Genomic DNA, 16,939 nt, shown 5'->3' with positions numbered 1-16,939 from the left:
CTAGTTAATCCTTTAATCCGTGTAATCCGAGTTCAAGACGATATTTCCCCGGCGTCTGGCCCGTCTGCTGTTTGAAAACCTTGTTGAAGTGGGAAAGGTTATTAAAACCGCTTTCGTAACAAATGTCGCCGATGCTGCGGTCGGTGGTGAGCAGCTTGCGGGCCTGGGTAATCCGGAACTCATTGACGAAGTCGGTAAAAGTCATCTGCGTCATTTTTTTGAAATACCGGCAAAACGCCGGAATCGTCATGCTCGCCAGCGAAGCAACCTCCTGCATATCAATCGGTTTGGCGTAATTTTTCTCAATGAACTGGTAAATTCGGTTAATCCGCTCCTGCTCCCGCCCTTTCAGCTCCAGCCTGACATGGCCCGCATTCAGAATCTGATACTCCGTCGAAACGGCCAACTGCTGAAACAGAGTCAGCAGCGCCATCATGCGTTCAAAAGGCGGTAAGGTCACCAGCGCGGCCACCTGCCGGCCGACTTGTCGCTTGGTTTCGCCGTGAAACGACATGCCCTGGTGCGCCCGTTCAAAGAGCCGCCGGACAGCCGCCAGCTCCGGTTTTTGCAGGAAGTCTTTCCCCAGAAAATCGTCCCGCAGCTGCACCACCACTTCCTCAAAATCACCCACGACCCCGTGGCTGAAATTCAGATGCGGCAGATTCGGCCCCAGAAAAACCAGCTCACCATCCGAATACGTCGAAACATGGTGTCCAACGTGCCGTTTTCCACTTCCGCGCGGAATGTAAACGATCTCGTGTTCGGGGTGATAATGCCAGTACACCCAGCAACTATCGGGCTCCGTGTGGTGAATCAATCGGAAAGAACTGCCGAACTCCGGTTCTATTTTTTCAAACTGCGGTTTCATTTTTGGCTACCGATAATGCACAGTTAACATTTAAAGCTATCAATTTCACATCATTCGATCAATAGAACACTAAAATTAGGTAATTAAACTAAAACGGAACGCAAAAAACCGCCTTACTTTTGTATCGATACGAATCCGTACGCCATGAATGTAACCATCGACGAAAAACCGCGTTCTACACCACCGCTTTTTCGAAGTCTGCACACGTTTTTTACCAACCCCCAGGCGCGGGCAATCGGCCTTGTTTTCACGACCGAAAGTTTGCTGCTGGGCGGCTGGGTCGCCCACATCCCGCACGTCAAAGAAAAGCTGCAACTGACCGACGCCGGATTGGGCATGGTGCTGTTTGCCATGCCCGCCGGTCTGCTTCTGATGAATCCGCTGTCCGGCTGGATTATTGCCCGGCTGGGTGCGGCCCGCACCTGTTTCCTCAGCGCCCTCTTTCTGTGCATCAGCACCTTGTTGCCCATCAACGCGCCCACGATTGCCGTGATGGCCGTCGGTTTGTTTTTGGTCGGCCTGAGTGCGGCTCTGCTGAACGTCGCCATGAACACCAGCGCAGCCGATGTGGAGCGGGCGCATAACATCCTGATCATGTCTTCCTGCCACGGCATGTGGAGTCTGGGGGGCATGGTGGGGTCGCTGCTGGCGGGCATTCTGATTGCCTTTAAGGTTTCGCCCTCGCTTCACATGCTGGGGATGACCGTCCTGCTGCTGGTACTCACGTTTGTGCTCCGCCCGATACTGGCCACCATTCCGGCCCAGCCTCCCACTGAATCATCAGCCGCCTTCGTCCGGCCGAACATGGTGTTATTCCTGATGATTCTCATTGGTTTGGCGGTGGCCATGGGCGAAGGAGCCGCGCTGGACTGGAGTGCGGTTTTTCTGAAAGAAGCAACCGGGGCATCGAGTCAACTGGCGGCTTTGGGATTTGGCTGCTTTTCGCTGGCCATGACCCTCGGCCGGTTTATGGGTGACGCCATCATTCCGCTGCTCGGCACCCGGCGGATTTTGTTTTTTGGCAGTCTGGTGGCCGCTGCGGGGCTTTTCCTGGCGATCAGCGTTCCGGTTTCGCTGGTGGCGCTGGCCGGCTTTGCCCTGCTGGGGGCGGGTTGTTCGCTGGCGGCACCCATCCTATATGCCGCTTCCCTGCGCGTTCCGGGCATTCCGGCGGCAACGGGGCTGGCGACGTTTGCCACCTTTAGCTTTGTCGGTTTTCTGGCCGGACCGCCCGTCATCGGTTTTGTGGCAGAGGGCTATGGACTGGCGTACGGGTTGGGTCTGGTGGTTTTTATGCTGCTGTTATCGGCCGTAATTTCACGAAAACTTAAAATAGGAGGAAAGGAGTAAAGGATGAAGGAAGGAAAGAGCCCTGTAGCCTTTACCCTCTCCTTTCATCCCCTACTCTTCTCCTCTGTTCTTCCTCTATTTCTCCTTTTAAAATATGAAAGCAGCTATTTTTGATATGGACGGCGTGATTGTCGATACCAATCCGCACCACCGCATTGCCTGGCGGAAGTACTTCGAACGCTGCGGAAAACCGCTCACCGACGCTGATTTTGTCCGGTACGTTTCCGGCAAACACAACGACGATATTCTTCGTCACCTGTTTGCCGACCGAACGCTTTCCGTGGTGGAGTCGCGGCAACTGGCCGCCGAAAAAGAAGCCTTGTTTCGGGAATTATACCTCCCGGACATTACACCCGTGGCCGGTTTGCCGGAGTTCCTGCAATTGCTGCGGAAAACCGGGATTGTCACCGCCGTCGGCACCTCGGCCCCAGTCGAGAACCTCGATTTTGTCATGGACGCCCTGAACCTGCGCGGGTATTTCGATAGTCTGCTCGACGAAAGCAAAGTGACCCGCCCCAAGCCTGATCCGGAAATTTACCAGAAAGCCATGCAATCCTTGGGTGTTGAGCCTCCCGAAAGTGTCATTTTTGAAGATTCGGCCACGGGCATCCGGGCGGCCAAAGCCGCCGGCGCGTATGTGGTTGGCCTGGCCACCACCGAACCGGCCGACGAGCTGATTCGGGTGGGCGCCGATGAGGTTGTTCGGGATTTTACGGAATTAACAAGGGCCCGGTTTCAGTCGCTGCTATCGCGGTCGGTATCCGTCTGAGTTCCGGGTAAAACCGTAACCGCATCATCCTTCTGGACGGTGCCGCCCCGCAGCACCCGCGCGGTCAGTCCGCCGTGGCCGCGCATGGCGTTGTAACCGCCCGGCCCCAGGTTGGTTTCCATCCGGGAACAGGGGTGGCAGTATCCGGTAATTTCCAGTAAAACGTCCTTTCCGATCTGAATATGATGGTCTTTCAGGGCCAGCAGATTCAGGCCGGAAATGACGATATTTCGGCGCAGCAAACCCGGGTCGATGGTATCGTGTCCGGTCATTGCCGCCACCACGGGCAGATGTTCAGCCTGGATCAGGGTCACGTGCCGGTTGCCGCTGCGCCCGCTGTAGTGGTCGCCCACCAGCCCTTTTTCTTCCGATACTTCCACCTCGGATACGGTTTTCAACGGAGCTTTCCGGGTGGGCCGGATACCGATCCACTCCACCCGACCCGGCCGGGGAAAGTTTTCAATCAAATGCTTCAGGGAGGTTTCCACAGGTCCTAAAATTTGTCGGTCGTGAACAAGAAACGTTTCTGTCAAAAGCAGGAAAACCGTCAGAATGTTCAAATTCCGTTCCGCCCGCCCAAATAATTACTATCTTCATCAGCGAAAACGGAGCCCCGTGCCGCCAAACGGCAGCGCCGGCCAGGCGTCATTTTTGATTCATTCCATGACACGAAAATCAACTTACTGGCCAGGTATTCTGGCGTTTAGCCTCCTCACGCTCTCCCTCAAGGCGCAACCCTCGCTAACGAAAGACCAGCAGGCGGTTCTGGCCGGACTGGAAAGTAAATCGGCGCATTACGGCACGCTTTCCAAACAAATCTGGGATTGGGCCGAAGTCGGTTATCAGGAACAGAAAAGCGCGGCCCTGTTGCAGGACGAACTGAACCGCGAGGGATTTTCGGTAAAAACCGGGGTCGCCGGCATCCCGACGGCCTTTGTGGCCACCTTCGGCAGCGGAAAACCGGTGATTGGTATTCTGGCGGAATACGACGCATTGCCCGGTATTTCGCAGGATGCTTCACCCGAACGAAAACCGCTCGACGCCAAAAAAACCGGACACGCCTGCGGTCACAACCTGTTCGGACCCGGTTCGGTGGCGGCTGCGGTGGCGGTGAAAAACTGGTTGCAGAAATCGGGCAAAACCGGCACAATTCGCCTGTACGGTACCCCGGCGGAAGAGGGCGGTTCGGGCAAGGTCTACATGGTCCGGGAGGGGCTGTTCAACGATATGGATGTGGTGCTGCACTGGCACCCCGCCGACCGCAACGGCGCCGATCCTTCAACCTCCCTCGCCAACATTACGGCCAAATTCCGGTTTCGGGGGATTTCGGCCCACGCGGCTGCGTCCCCGGAACGCGGACGCTCGGCGCTCGATGGCGTGGAGTCAATGAACTACATGATCAACATGATGCGCGAGCACATTCCGTCGGACACCCGGATTCATTACGTAATTACAAAAGGCGGAGAAGCGCCCAACGTCGTGCCGGATTTTGCGGAGGTCTATTATTACGTTCGGCACAAAAACCGGACGATTTTGCAGGATATCTGGAAGCGGATGGTGAAAGCCGCCGAAGGAGCCGGTTTGGGTACGGAAACCAAAATGGAATACGAAATCATTGGCGGGGTCTATAACCTGCTGCCGGTGGAATCGCTGGCGAAACGGATGTACAAAAATCTCAGCCTGGTGGGCGGGGTTACCTACACGCCCGAAGAAACCCGTTTTGCCGAAAAACTGGGCGAATCGTTCGGGGCGTCGTTTGGCTCGATCCGAAAACCGGGGGAAGCCGCGGCCATTGCGCCGTTCTCGAACAACGATCTGCTGAGCAGTGCCTCTACGGATGTGGGCGATGTGAGCTGGGTGGTGCCGACGGTCGGTTTATCGGCCGCGACCTGGGTGCCGGGAACGGCGCCCCACAGCTGGCAGGCCGTAGCCGCCAGTGGCACCAGCATCGGCGTCAAAGGCATGATGGTCGCAGCTAAATCCCTGTCGCTGACCGCCATCGAACTCTTCAGCGATCCCGTCCTGATTCAGAAAGCCCGCGCCGACTGGCAACAGGCCCGCGAGGGTGCCGACTTTAAGTACGAAGCCCTGCTGGGCGACCGAAAACCGGCTTTGGATTATCGAAAATAGCGGTACGGTTTTCAGTATACGGTTTTTGGTTTACGGTGGCTGACGCGTTCCTTTTCCTTGCAGCAGCCACCGTAACGATAATCCGCCTAAATCGTATACCGAATACCGTATACCGAATACCGTGTACCGAATACCGTAAACTGAAAACCGAAAACCGACTCCCTATCTCAAATACCGCTGCGCCGGTTTCAGAACGTTCCGGCGCGGATGGGCGACGCCTTTGTAACTGGCCGGCGAATTCGGATCGCCTTTGGTGTACTTCGGCATTTTTGGATAAGGATAAATGGGCCGCTGAAACCGGATGCCCTTTTCGGCCAGGCCGTCCCTAAAGGCCGTAGCGATGAAGTGATCCGGTGCGGCACCTTCTTCCACCCACCGGATCAGGGCGGTTAAAACATCATGCTCGCGGTCCTGCGGAACGTTGAGCGCCAGATTCTGGCCGCAGTCGTTCAAACCGGGACCACCGCCACAATGCGCCATGCCCGGAATCAGAAAAAACCGGAAAAAGTCCTGCGTCTGCCGGATCCCACCCTGCGCGTCAATCACCCGCTCGTAATAACCGACCGCATCCTGATACGGCACCAGCGGATCGGCAGTTCCGGCATACATCAGTACTTTTCCGCCCCGGTTTTTCAGCGGCTGCAAATCCGGATTGTTCGCGTTCAGAAGCGGGGCCAGCACCGAGTCCAGGCGCGCCTGGTCGCGGTCAAAATCAAACGTCGCCGGCGCAAAATCACGCCCGAACACCCATTTGTACTGGTAAAAAAGCGAATTTGGCGCCTGTCTGGGGTTTTGCTGATACTCAAGCCCGGAGGCAATGCTTTCGCTCCCGACCGGAATGGGCGTGTAAATCCGTTCGCCCGTTCGGGGATTCATCGGTCCGGCGTAGATTTTTTTCAATGCGGTAAATTGGGCTTCGGTCAGGCAGGTGCCGTCATCGGTGCCGTCCGGACATTTCGGCAGCGTTTCCGGATCGAAGGCACAGGCCCGCGGGTCGGTCAGGAAGTTGTCGCCGGGCGCTCCGCCATCCTTCCCGGCACAGGCTTTGATCACCGCGCGGGTAATGAGGGCGATTTTTTCTTTCGGCAAAAACGCACTGCCCGGATGCTGGGTGGCGTTGTAATTCCAGACAAAACCGGTGTGCAGGTGCGTCCGGTTGTTGGCGGGGGCGCCGGCCAGAATGCCGTGGTAGTCCTCCGGATACCGCTGGGCCTCCATTAACGCCTGCTGACCACCCGTTGAGCAACCCGCAAAATAAGCGTGGTGAGCCGGTTTTTGGTAGTACGCCTGGGTGATGGCTTTTCCGCTGACCGTCATTTCGTGCGTGGCGCGGTGTCCAAAATCCGCCCACCGTTCGGGATGTCCGACCGCTTCGTTGGCGCCGGGCGAGGTGCCCATGTCGGTGTTGGCCGTGGCAAACCCGCGTTTCAAGCCGTTGATCAGGGCAAAATAGCCGATATTTCCGGCTCCACCCCCGTTGCCCGTTCCCAAAAACCGCCCGTTCCAGTTGGTATGGGGCAGCCACACTTCAATCCGGATGGTCGATTCCGGCGTCGGTTTCAAGGTGGCCGCAACCCGGCAAAAAGCGGGCAGATCCGGCACCGATACGCCCGTTCCGGGTAGGATGAAGGCGCCCGCAGCGACGCATTCCGCCGTGGTGATGGTGGCGCCGGGAAAAGTCTGTTTCGCCAGTTTTGGGCAATCGCAATCCTGCGCTTTCAAGGCGAATGGCAGCAATGGAATCAGAATGAAAAAGCCGATCTTGTGTAGCATTTTAGGGGGCAGTCATTTCAGGGCCTGAAGATAGAAAAGTTATTACGCAGACGGAGCCGCCCGGCGGCTAATCGGCGTTTAAAAGCGGTGAGCGGAGCCTCAGCGTCTGATCATGTCCGCTTAACCCGCGAAACACTGATACCGTAAAGACTCTTTGAAAAATAAATCGTACTTTGCAGGTCCAATTCAAAGCGGGAAAACCGTCACGGAATTGGTCAATTTTTTCTTGAGCTAATCTATTATTCCTATTGACTATGAGCGAAGTAGCCTCCCGATTTGAGCCCGGAGTTGTAACGGGCGAAGGTGTCACCGAAATTTTCCGTCATGCCAACGAAAACGATTATGCGCTTCCGGCGGTAAATGTGGTTGGGACCAATTCCATCAATGCCGTTCTGGAAACGGCGAAAGCCGTTAATTCGCCGGTCATCATCCAGTTCTCGAATGGTGGTGGTATTTTCTACGCGGGCAAAACCCTGTCGAACGCCAATCAGCAATCGGCCATTGCGGGTTCCATTTCGGGCGCACTCCACATTCATAATATTGCCGGCCTGTACGGCGTTCCGGTTATTCTGCACACCGACCACTGCGCGAAAAAGCTGTTGCCCTGGATCGACGGACTGCTGGACGCGGGTGAAAAACACTTCGACCAAACCGGCAAACCGCTGTTCAGCTCGCACATGATCGATTTGTCGGAAGAACCGATCGAGGAAAACCTGGAAATCTGCGCCAAATACTTCGAGCGGATGGCGAAAATCGGCATGACGCTGGAGATCGAACTCGGGGTAACCGGTGGCGAAGAAGACGGCGTTGACAACTCGGACGTCGATGATTCAAAACTCTATACGCAGCCGTCGGAAGTGGCCTACGCCTACGAAGAACTGCTGAAAATTTCCCCCAACTTCACCATCGCAGCCGCTTTCGGAAACGTTCATGGCGTTTACAAACCGGGTAACGTGAAGCTGTCGCCGATCATTCTGAAAAATTCACAGGATTACATTCAGGAGAAATTCGGAACGGGTCCGCTGCCGGTTAATTTCGTATTCCACGGCGGTTCGGGATCGAGCCGGGAAGAAATTCGGGAAGCCATCCGCTATGGTGCCATCAAAATGAACATCGATACGGATATTCAGTGGGCCACCTGGGACGGCATCAGGAATTATTACGAGTCGAACAGGGACTATCTGCAAGGCCAGCTCGGCAACCCCAACGGGACCGATTCGCCGAACAAAAAATACTACGATCCGCGCGTCTGGCTGCGGAAAGCCGAAGAAAGCGTGGTTCAACGCCTGAAAATCGCCTTCGAAGATCTGAATTGCATCAACCGGCTGGCGTAAACGCGTTAAGGATTTCGAGTTCAAATATAAAGGGTTACGGGCCGTCTGGCTTGTAACCCTTTTTTTTTCAGGCCCTCCTGGACGACCGTTTAATCTTTCGTCGCGCCAGCCTTTTCTTTCACCCTACCAGCGTCACATTTCATCCTTCGGCGGTTTTTGTCCCGAAAAAAGAGCCGGTTTTCGCTGCAATTTTGAATCGTTAATCACAACGGGGCACGCCGAAAACCGACTAGAGTAGGCCAAAACAACAAATCAAAATTCAAATGAAAAATGCAAAAATGATCGCCAGCGGCACCCTGAAATCGCTGACCAAAGTCCAGGCCCAAAGCATCGTTGGTGGCGTTGACCTTCCGGACAAACCGGCGGACACATTCTCGATGAAAATCAACGAAGTCGTCATGAAGATCAACGCTGGCTCGATGAAGATCAATGCCGGTTCGATGAAAATCTAATTCTTCAATCCGTCCGTAACCAATTCATTCACACCCTATTTCAAAATCAAAAAACGATGAAAAAGCAAGTTTCAAAAATCACGCTGAAAACCGACAAAATCGTCACCCTGTCCAAATCACAGTCGCTGAACGTCCTGGGCGGAGCCAAACCGAAAACGGGAAATACCACCTGTTTCTGCCCCACGGATATTTAATCAACCGCAACGGGGCCGCCGAAAACCGTCTTCCAGAGTAGGCTCATTCACACTATTTATCAGACACAATCATGAAAAAGCAACTTGCAAAACTTACGCTGAAAACCGATCAGATCATCGCTTTGTCAAACGCCCAGGCCCGGAGCATCGCCGGCGGCAGACCGGTCGAAATCTCGAAACACGGGAACTGCAGCGGCCACACGGCCTGCCCGACGAAAATCTAATCTGTTTGGAATAAGGCTCGCAGGGATCGTTTCAGGAGGAATTTAGTGCTTTCTGAAACGATTCCCTTTTCACCAACAACCGCTTCCTCCTTCCCCCTTCGCGCCATGAAAACGACCCTAATCAATCAAAAAACCGCCTTGCTCGACCGCCTGTATCGCCGTATCCAGCAGCAACCCACCACGGGCGACGTTTCGCTGCTGGCGGGTCAGATGGGTTTCGCCCTGCTGGAAGCCTACGCGCAGCGGTATTTCGGCGAAACGGACGACAGCCGGATATGGGAACGGATTTCAACCAGTCTGGCCGCGGTCCAGAACGGTGCCTTGCTGCCTTCGTTTGCCGGTGGCATGGCGGGTGTCGCCTGGGGGTTTCTCCACCTCTGCAATCGGAATTTGCTGCAAACCGACGGACTGGATGCGCAGGATATTGTGGCCGACCTCGACGAACCGCTGTTCGAGTTGGCGATGGAGCAGCTCCGCAAGGGTAATTTTGACTACCTGCACGGGGGCCTGAGTGCAGCCCTGTACTTTTTAGAACGACCCGCTTCGCCAGTTCTGACGCATTACCTCGAGCAGATGGTCCAGGCATTATCAGACACGGCGGTTCGTTTTTCAAACGGCGATATCACCTGGTCGTTTGACGATTTGGGCCGCCGGGCGTCCGACGAGCCAGCGATTTATAACCCCGGTCTTTCGCACGGAACCGCCAGCATTGTGGCCATTCTGTGCTTATTGTACGAACGCGGCTACGCCCGTCGGCGCGCTGCCGAACTGATCCGGGGTACGCTGCAATGGACCTGGAACCACCGCAACCGCTCGGGGCAGTCGGTTTTTCCGACTGTGGTCCACGAAAACCGGCAGGATCAGAACAGCCGTCTGGGCTGGTGCTACGGCGATCTGGGCATTGCGCACACGTTTTGGCGGGCGGGCCGACTCCTGAACCATAGCGGGTGGCAAGCCCTTGCGGAAGAAACCATGCTGCGGGCGGCTCAGCGCCGAAACCGGGCGGAAGCGCACATCTACGACGCCGGCCTTTGCCACGGAAGCGCCGGAGTGGCTTACCTGTTTCGCCGGTTTGCCCAACACAATCCGCATCCGCTCCTGACCGAAACCGCCGATTACTGGATGCAGCAAACCCTGCTCCAGGCCACGCCCGACGGCCACGAAACCGCATTTTTGTTAGGCCAGGGCGCGTCCGAGGTTAATTTGGGACTGCTCGACGGTGAAGGCAGCGTCGCCCTGGTGCTGCTTGCCGAGTTGGGCGTACCCGCCGGGTGGGACCGGTTTCTCCTGCTTTCCTGAGCCCGGCGCTCTTTCGATTTTTCAGAATTACCGGATTCAAACAGGTTGTCAGGGACCCGATTCCGCCAGGTGTTCACCCGAAACCGCCAGCTATTCATCGGTCCTAGTCCGGCCTGAAACCGCCTTTTACATTTACCAAGCGTAAACAACACACGAACGAATACCACGATGAAACTGGGTCTTCTCGAGTTTGGAACCGGCTGCACCAGCCCGCTGGACATTGTCGAAAATGTCATCCACTATGCCGAAGCCGCCGAAACAATGGGCTACACCCGGTTTTGGCTCGCCGAGCACTACGGCGCTTCCCCCGCGTACGGCAATCCCGAAATGCTGGTGCCGATCATTGCCGGACTAACCAGCGAGCTGAAGGTGGGCGTGGCCGGCTTGCTGATGACTTACCATAACCCGTACCGGGTGGCCACCGCCTTTAAACTCCTGAATAACCTGTTTCCCCACCGCATCGACCTGGGCATTGCCCGGGGTGGCATGCCCGCCGAGTATGCCCGGCGGCTGGTGCCGGCGTTGGACCTGACTGACAAAACCGTGTGGGTCGATACGTTTCTGCAAAACAGCACGGCCTTGTACAGCTATTTGCTGGACCCGGCCTTCGCCAATCAAATCACACCCTGCAGTGGTCATGTACCCGCGATCTGGTCGTTGAGCGCCAGTCTGCACAACATCATGGCGATTGCCAGCCTCAACACGTCGCTTTGCAAGTCTCTTTTTCACAGCGACATCGCTAGCCACGAGCGGGACGCCGAGCGGCTTCAGCATTACCGGGAAGAATTTTACCACCGCCACCAGACCGTTCCGGAGGTGAATCTGGCCGTGGCCGGTTTGTGCGCCGACACCGACCAGAAAGCACGTCAAATTCAGGCGAATTTGCAGCGGCCCGCTTCAGTGAGCAACGAAATTGTGGGCTCGCCCACCTACATCCTGGATGAGCTGGCCCGGCTGAGCGAATTATACGGAGTCGATGAAATCATTTTCATGAACATGGCGGAAGAAACCGGGCACAAACAGACCGGCATTGAGCTCCTCGCCAAACACCTCGGCCACTACACCGAATCGGTCGAATCCCGCTTTTGCTTACCCACCCTTGTCTGAAAACCGTATGGCAACCGTTCCGTTCTCAACCGCCTTCGTTCGCGTTCCGCTCGCCGGAGCCGATACCATCGACCAACTGGACGAGTCCCGCATAGCGGACTTGATTCGGGACCCCCGGTTTCTGGAAGCGCTGTACATTGCGTCACCTGCCTTGTACGACGAAGTTCAGAAACTCGACCTCAGTCTCCAGCCGGGTTTCCGGTCCGACGAGAAAAACCGGCGTGTGCTGTATTCGCTGATCAAATACGCAGCCCGGTACGCAACGCGCTGCACGCCGTTCGGCCTGTTCAGCGTTTTTTCAACCGTGCCGGTCGGTTCGGGGCCAACCCAGGTTCGCGTGGAGACGACCGCTAGCCCGCGAAAAGTGACACGGCTCGACATGAACTACCTCTGCGCCCTGGCGCAGGATCTGGAAAAACACCCCGCCATTCAGCCGCATCTGCGGTTTTTTCCCAATACCAGCCTGTATCTGGCGCACGCTCAGTACCGCTACATTGCCTACCGCTACGACGCGGGTGGACGGCGGGTTCATCACCTGACCAGTTCGGAGCAGAACGAATACCTGGACGGCGTTCTGGCGCTGGCCCGCGCCGGAGCAACGGTTCATCAGCTGGTCGATTCGCTGCGGTCCGACGAGGTTTCCGAGGAAGAAGCCGCAGCTTATATCGGGCAGATTCTGGAGGCCCAACTCGTTGTCAGTGAACTGGAACCGGCCCTGACCGGCGACGATTTTCTGGTACAGATCCGGCAAACCCTCCAGGCGGTTTGTGCGCAGCATCCCGACACCGACCTGATGGCCATCATTCAAATCCTGACCGAGCTCGAAGCCGACCTGAAAGCCCTGGAAAGCTCGGCGGAAAACCGCTCGACGGAAAAATTTGAGGCTATCGAGCGGAAAATAAGCCAGTTGTCCACCCCCTTCGACCGGAAAGTGCTGTTTCAGATTGACACCTTTTTGCCCCAAACCGACGGGCAACTGAACAAAGGGTTGCTCAACAAACTGGTGTCCAAAATCCCGACGCTGATGAAACTGGTGCCGCCGGGCAATGCGACGCTCGAAAAATTCAAAGAAGCGTTTCGGGCCAGATACGAGGAAGAAGAAATTCCGCTGGTGATTGCGCTTGATCCCGAAATGGGCCTTGGTTATCCGGCGGATGCCGCCGGGGCCGATGTGTCGCCCCTGATCGATGGCCTTGAAACCGCCCAGGCCGACGAAGCGCAGCATTTTACCGTCCCGGCCGAACACCGTTACCTTCTTCAGAAAATTGCCGACGCGCAACTCACGAACCGCTACCAGATTGAAATCCAGGAGGATGAACTCCGTCCGCTGGAGCCCCGGCAAGCCAGCCTGCCGCTCACCAACTCTGCCCTGTTTTCGGTGATTCGGGAACATGGGCGGGAGCAACTCGTCCTGAATCATTTCGGCGGCATGAACGGCACCGCGCTGCTGGGCCGGTTTGGGCACACCGATCCGGCGGTTTTGAACCTCCTGCACGAAATCAGTCAGGCCGAAGACGAAGCCCGGCCCGATCTGGTTTTTGCCGACCTCGTTCACCTGCCCGAAGCCCGCACCGGAAACGTCATCATCCGCCCGGCCTTGAAAACGCACCAGATTCCGTTTCTGGGCAAAGCTTCGGTGGATCCGGACTCCCAGCTTCCGGTGACGGATTTGATGGTGAGTCTGTCCGGAAACACGCTGCGGCTGCGGTCGAAATCGCTCAATAAAACCGTGGTGCCGCGCCTGTCGAACGCCCACAATTATGCCAATTCCGAATCGCTCGATCTGTACCATTTCCTCTGCGATTTGCAGACGCAGCACCAGCGCACGACGCTGAGTTACTGGACGAGCAGTGCCAGCCGGCTGTTCGTGTTCATTCCGCGCATTGTGCTCGACAACCTGATTCTGGCCGAAGCGCAGTGGAATCTCCGGGATGCCCACGCTCAACCGCTGGTCACGGCGTTCAAAACCGGCCACTGGGCGCCGTTGCAGGAAGCCATCCTAGGCTGGCGCAGGCAGTTCCGCATTCCGCGCTACATCACGCTCACCGATTCCGACAACGAGCTTTACGTCGATCTCGACAATCAGTGGCTGGCCGAAACGTTTGTCAATGAAATTAAATCCCGCTCCACGTTCACGATCAAGGAGTTTCTGTACCGCGCCGACACGGCGGTGGTGGAATCGGGTGAAGGCTGGCACACAAATCAGTTTGTAGTCGCCTTCAAAAACCAGCCGACAACGGCGGTTTTTACAAATCCCAAAACCAGCCAAAATACGGAAGACCAGCCCCTGGATCGCAAATTTCTGCCTGGTTCGGAATGGCTGTATTATAAAATTTACACCGGAATAAAAACCGCCGACTCGCTGCTGACGGAGGTGATGCACCCGCTGACCGAGCGATTCCGGCTGGCGGGCTGGACCGACCAGTTTTTCTTTATCCGGCTTTCCGATCCGAACCATCACTTCCGCTTCCGGTTTCACCTGACCGATGTGCGGTTTCTGGGCGAGGTCATTCGCGAACTGCACGACGCGCTGGCGCCGTACCTGGCCAATCGCAGCGTTACTTCCGTAGGTACCGACACCTACAACCGCGAACTGGAACGCTACGGTCAGAACTCCATCCGAACCGCCGAAGCTTTTTTTCACGTCGATAGTCAGACAACGCTGGCCTTCCTGAGCCAGATTGAAGGCGCCGAGGGTGAAGAATGCCGCTGGCGGTTTGGCCTGAAAATGATGCATGATGTGCTGGATGCCTTTGGGCTGGACGTACCGCAGCGCATCGCTTTTACCGAACAGCAAACCGCCTTGTTTGGCCGGGAATTCGGCTACAACGCGGCCCGGAAAAAACAACTTGATGGCCGGTACAAAGAAATCGAACCCGCGATTCAGCAGTTGTTCGACGAAACCTGCGACGACCACCGGTTTTTCTACGACCTGAGCCACGAACGCAGCGCGCAGTTGCAGCCGATGGTGGCGTATTTCCGGTTCCTCCACGACCAGGGCAACCTGGCGCTCTCGCTGGAAAGCCTGCTCGACAGCCTGATTCACATGACGATAAACCGCTTGTTCCGCAACCGGCAACGGCACCTTGAATATTCGCTGTATTACCACCTGCACAAGTATTACCGAATCACGTACGGCCGGCTGGCGCACGGCCACATCCGGCCGGCGGTTGCCTCCACTTCCCTTCCCGCTGCATCCTGATGAGCCACTTTCTTAAAACCGTATTCGGCGGCAAAATGAGCCCCTACCGCTTCATCGACCGGTTTCCGTACGTTGAACAGGGGGCCATGATGGATTGCGGCCCCACCTGTCTGGCGATGGTTTTCCAGCACTACGGGGTGTCGGATGCCAAACACGTTCTGACCAAATTGTCGGGCATTTCCCAGGAAGGTTCGAGCCTGTACACGCTGATGGAAGTAGCCGAAAATTTTGGCTGCAAAGCCGAAGGCTACGAGCTGGATTATCCGTATTTGCAGCAGATTCAGCTGCCCTGCATTGCCCACTACGAGGGCCAGCATTTTGTGGTTGTGTACGAAGCCACCGACTCCCACGTCCGGATTGCGGACCCTGCTTTTGGAAAAGTCCGGTATTCAAAAGAGGAATTCCAGAACAAATGGAGCGGAATTGTGCTCGAACTGAAGCCGACTGCGGAGTTTTATAAAAACGACGAACTGACGGAAGCAATCGCGCAGCAGAAAACCGAGAAAAAAAGCATTTTTCAGCAATTATACCTGCCCATTTTGCGCGAAAACAAAACCGTTCTGGGCGAAATTTTCCTCTTCTCCCTCCTGCTCGAACTCGTTGGGCTGGTGCTGCCGCTGTTTACGCAGACCATGCTCGACAACGTGCTGGTAAACCAAAATAAAAAGCTGCTCATCGGGATTCTGGCGGGGCTGATGCTGGTGTTCGTCGTGCAGGTGGTGCTGACTTATACGCGCAGTATGCTGATGGTGCATTACCGGTTTCGGTTTGAGATGGACTTCATGACGAAGTTTTTCGACCGCATGATTTCGCTCAAACAGAAGTACTACGACAACCGCAAGCGCGAAGAATTTATGGCGCGGTTCAACGAGGGCATCGGCATCCGGCAGTTTACGAATCCGGTTATCATCCAGCAATTTCTGGACGTCTTTTTCATGCTGATTTACTTTCCGATCCTGTTCTGGTTCAATAGCTTACTGGGCGGAATTGCCCTGAGTTGCTTCGTGGCTTACGGCCTGACAACCACCTATTTCATTCCCATCATCAAGAACCTGCGCTCGAAAGTTTACCATAAAAATCAGGCGTCGCTGGGCGGTTTTCTAGACGCCCTGCTCGGCATCAAAACCGTAAAACTGCTGTCGCTGGAAAAATACAAACTGGTGCGCTGGAAACACCTGCACCGCGAGTCGATCAACTCGGTGATGGTCGATGAACAACGCCAGATCCTGATCAACTCGCTCCAGAAACTGATCTTTATTTTCAGTCAGGTGGCGGTTTTCTGGGTGGGGGCTTACGAGGTATTTACCGGACACCTGAGTATCGGGCAATACATGGCGTTCACGTCCATTTTCATGACCGTCATGAACGCCGTCAACAGCGTGAGCGCGCTCTGGATGATGGTGACGCAGGTGAGCGTGAGTTTCGAGAAAATAAACGAAATTTTTCTGGAAGAACGCGAAGAAACCAATTATCAGGAGAAAAGCAATTCGTTTTCGGGAAACCGCATCCGTCTCGAAAATGTGTCGTTCCGGTATAACCAGCGCGACGAAAAATACATTTTGCGCAACCTCAACTGCGAAATCCGCCAAGGCGAACGCATCGGCATTGTCGGACGGAACGGGGCCGGGAAATCCACGTTTGTCAAGTTGCTGCTGAACCTCTATCCCGAGTACGAAGGCAAAATCTGGTGCGACGATCAGGAGATGCGGGCCATTCATCCGAAAGTGCTGCGCAACCACGTTCATTTGTTTCCGCAGGACACCTACGTATTCAACGACACGATCAAGGAAAACATCCGTTGTGCCAACCTCTCAGCCTCCACGGAGCAGGTGGTCGAAGCTGCGCAACTGGCTGACCTGCACCAGTTTGTCAAGAGTACACACCTGGGCTACAACCAGATGGTGGGCAATTTCGGCAGCAACCTGTCGGGCGGGCAGGTTTTGAAAATCGGATTTGCGCGTCTGTTTGTCACCAGTCCCGATCCCGACCTGATTATTCTGGACGAAGCCAGCAGCGCCCTGGATGTCGAAACTGAACGGCGGATTCTCGACAACATTTACAGACGCTACGAAGGCAAGACCATCATTTCCATTGCGCACCGGCTGCACACGCTCAAAGCCGTCGACCGGATTCTGGTGTTCGATCAGGGCACCATTGCCGAACAGGGCAGCCATTCCGACCTGCTCGCTCAGGGTGGTATTTACTACGACTTTATGAAAACCTACGTGGAGTAACCT

Annotated in this window: 14 protein-coding genes; 11 read left to right on the top strand and 3 right to left on the bottom strand. The window is 55.7% G+C overall.

The features are described from left to right. Window positions 1-4: 4 nt before the first annotated feature. Window positions 5-868 (bottom strand): AraC family transcriptional regulator, encoded by an 864-nt coding sequence (locus tag ACYVHX_RS23960; RefSeq protein ID WP_460674232.1) that lies wholly within the window; start codon window positions 866-868, stop codon window positions 5-7. 144 nt (window positions 869-1,012) lie between these two features. Here ACYVHX_RS23960 and ACYVHX_RS23955 point away from each other — a divergent pair, with 144 nt between their 5' ends. Both ACYVHX_RS23955 and ACYVHX_RS23950 read left to right on the top strand, forming a co-directional pair. Then, complete coding sequence (locus tag ACYVHX_RS23955; protein WP_460674231.1) at window positions 1,013-2,218, top strand: MFS transporter; 1,206 nt, start codon at window positions 1,013-1,015, stop codon at window positions 2,216-2,218. Window positions 2,219-2,312: 94 nt separating this feature from the next. After that, window positions 2,313-2,987 (top strand): HAD family hydrolase, encoded by a 675-nt coding sequence (locus ACYVHX_RS23950; RefSeq protein ID WP_460674230.1) that lies wholly within the window; start codon window positions 2,313-2,315, stop codon window positions 2,985-2,987. On the opposite strand, the gene ACYVHX_RS23945 is transcribed toward ACYVHX_RS23950, so the two are convergent. After that, window positions 2,954-3,475, bottom strand: coding sequence for an MOSC domain-containing protein (locus ACYVHX_RS23945; protein WP_460674229.1), 522 nt, complete (start codon window positions 3,473-3,475; stop codon window positions 2,954-2,956). The two genes, ACYVHX_RS23950 and ACYVHX_RS23945, sit on opposite strands and share 34 nt — an antisense overlap. A 175-nt stretch (window positions 3,476-3,650) precedes the next feature. Here ACYVHX_RS23945 and ACYVHX_RS23940 point away from each other — a divergent pair, with 175 nt between their 5' ends. Further along, window positions 3,651-5,117 carry an amidohydrolase gene (locus ACYVHX_RS23940; RefSeq protein ID WP_460674228.1) on the top strand — a complete coding sequence of 489 codons (1,467 nt, stop codon included), beginning with the start codon at window positions 3,651-3,653 and terminating at the stop codon, window positions 5,115-5,117. Between the two features lie 162 nt (window positions 5,118-5,279). Here the strand turns inward: ACYVHX_RS23940 and ACYVHX_RS23935 are convergent, their stop codons facing one another. Then, window positions 5,280-6,890 (bottom strand): tannase/feruloyl esterase family alpha/beta hydrolase, encoded by a 1,611-nt coding sequence (locus ACYVHX_RS23935; protein WP_460674227.1) that lies wholly within the window; start codon window positions 6,888-6,890, stop codon window positions 5,280-5,282. A 254-nt stretch (window positions 6,891-7,144) separates the two neighbouring features. Between ACYVHX_RS23935 and fbaA the strand changes: the two genes are divergently transcribed. From fbaA to ACYVHX_RS23895, 8 genes are all read left to right on the top strand, one after another. Beyond that, the gene (gene fbaA / locus ACYVHX_RS23930) at window positions 7,145-8,224 is read left to right on the top strand and encodes a class II fructose-bisphosphate aldolase (protein WP_460674226.1); all 1,080 of its coding nucleotides are present in this window, start codon (window positions 7,145-7,147) and stop codon (window positions 8,222-8,224) included. 263 nt (window positions 8,225-8,487) lie between these two features. Beyond that, window positions 8,488-8,676: a hypothetical protein gene (locus ACYVHX_RS23925; protein ID WP_460674225.1), complete on the top strand. Its 189-nt coding sequence runs from the start codon at window positions 8,488-8,490 to the stop codon at window positions 8,674-8,676. 56 nt (window positions 8,677-8,732) lie between these two features. Then, window positions 8,733-8,870: a class I lanthipeptide gene (locus tag ACYVHX_RS23920; RefSeq protein WP_460674224.1), complete on the top strand. Its 138-nt coding sequence runs from the start codon at window positions 8,733-8,735 to the stop codon at window positions 8,868-8,870. Between the two features lie 71 nt (window positions 8,871-8,941). After that, on the top strand, window positions 8,942-9,094 hold the full coding sequence (locus ACYVHX_RS23915; RefSeq protein WP_460674223.1) for a class I lanthipeptide: 153 nt from the start codon (window positions 8,942-8,944) through the stop codon (window positions 9,092-9,094). A gap of 105 nt (window positions 9,095-9,199) precedes the next feature. Then, window positions 9,200-10,393, top strand: coding sequence for a lanthionine synthetase C family protein (locus tag ACYVHX_RS23910; protein WP_460674222.1), 1,194 nt, complete (start codon window positions 9,200-9,202; stop codon window positions 10,391-10,393). 168 nt (window positions 10,394-10,561) lie between these two features. Continuing rightward, window positions 10,562-11,500, top strand: coding sequence for an LLM class flavin-dependent oxidoreductase (locus ACYVHX_RS23905; protein WP_460674221.1), 939 nt, complete (start codon window positions 10,562-10,564; stop codon window positions 11,498-11,500). Between the two features lie 7 nt (window positions 11,501-11,507). Next, window positions 11,508-14,702, top strand: a complete 3,195-nt coding sequence (locus tag ACYVHX_RS23900) for a lantibiotic dehydratase (protein ID WP_460674220.1) — start codon at window positions 11,508-11,510, stop codon at window positions 14,700-14,702. Then, window positions 14,702-16,936, top strand: coding sequence for a peptidase domain-containing ABC transporter (locus tag ACYVHX_RS23895; protein WP_460674219.1), 2,235 nt, complete (start codon window positions 14,702-14,704; stop codon window positions 16,934-16,936). Before ACYVHX_RS23900 ends, ACYVHX_RS23895 begins: the two co-directional genes overlap by 1 nt. Window positions 16,937-16,939: the final 3 nt, after the last annotated feature.

This window comes from Larkinella ripae, assembly GCF_054780775.1.
The sequence above is the reverse complement of the archived record's forward strand: the minus strand, read 5'-3'. Positions and strand labels throughout refer to the sequence as shown.

Coding starts and splice junctions, on each gene's coding strand:
- ACYVHX_RS23960 (WP_460674232.1), bottom strand. CDS start 868: ATGAAACCGCAGTTTGAAAAAATAGAACCGGAGTTCGGCAGTTCTTTC.
- ACYVHX_RS23955 (WP_460674231.1), top strand. CDS start 1,013: ATGAATGTAACCATCGACGAAAAACCGCGTTCTACACCACCGCTTTTT.
- ACYVHX_RS23950 (WP_460674230.1), top strand. CDS start 2,313: ATGAAAGCAGCTATTTTTGATATGGACGGCGTGATTGTCGATACCAAT.
- ACYVHX_RS23940 (WP_460674228.1), top strand. CDS start 3,651: ATGACACGAAAATCAACTTACTGGCCAGGTATTCTGGCGTTTAGCCTC.
- ACYVHX_RS23935 (WP_460674227.1), bottom strand. CDS start 6,890: ATGCTACACAAGATCGGCTTTTTCATTCTGATTCCATTGCTGCCATTC.
- fbaA (WP_460674226.1), top strand. CDS start 7,145: ATGAGCGAAGTAGCCTCCCGATTTGAGCCCGGAGTTGTAACGGGCGAA.
- ACYVHX_RS23925 (WP_460674225.1), top strand. CDS start 8,488: ATGAAAAATGCAAAAATGATCGCCAGCGGCACCCTGAAATCGCTGACC.
- ACYVHX_RS23920 (WP_460674224.1), top strand. CDS start 8,733: ATGAAAAAGCAAGTTTCAAAAATCACGCTGAAAACCGACAAAATCGTC.
- ACYVHX_RS23915 (WP_460674223.1), top strand. CDS start 8,942: ATGAAAAAGCAACTTGCAAAACTTACGCTGAAAACCGATCAGATCATC.
- ACYVHX_RS23910 (WP_460674222.1), top strand. CDS start 9,200: ATGAAAACGACCCTAATCAATCAAAAAACCGCCTTGCTCGACCGCCTG.
- ACYVHX_RS23905 (WP_460674221.1), top strand. CDS start 10,562: ATGAAACTGGGTCTTCTCGAGTTTGGAACCGGCTGCACCAGCCCGCTG.
- ACYVHX_RS23900 (WP_460674220.1), top strand. CDS start 11,508: ATGGCAACCGTTCCGTTCTCAACCGCCTTCGTTCGCGTTCCGCTCGCC.
- ACYVHX_RS23895 (WP_460674219.1), top strand. CDS start 14,702: ATGAGCCACTTTCTTAAAACCGTATTCGGCGGCAAAATGAGCCCCTAC.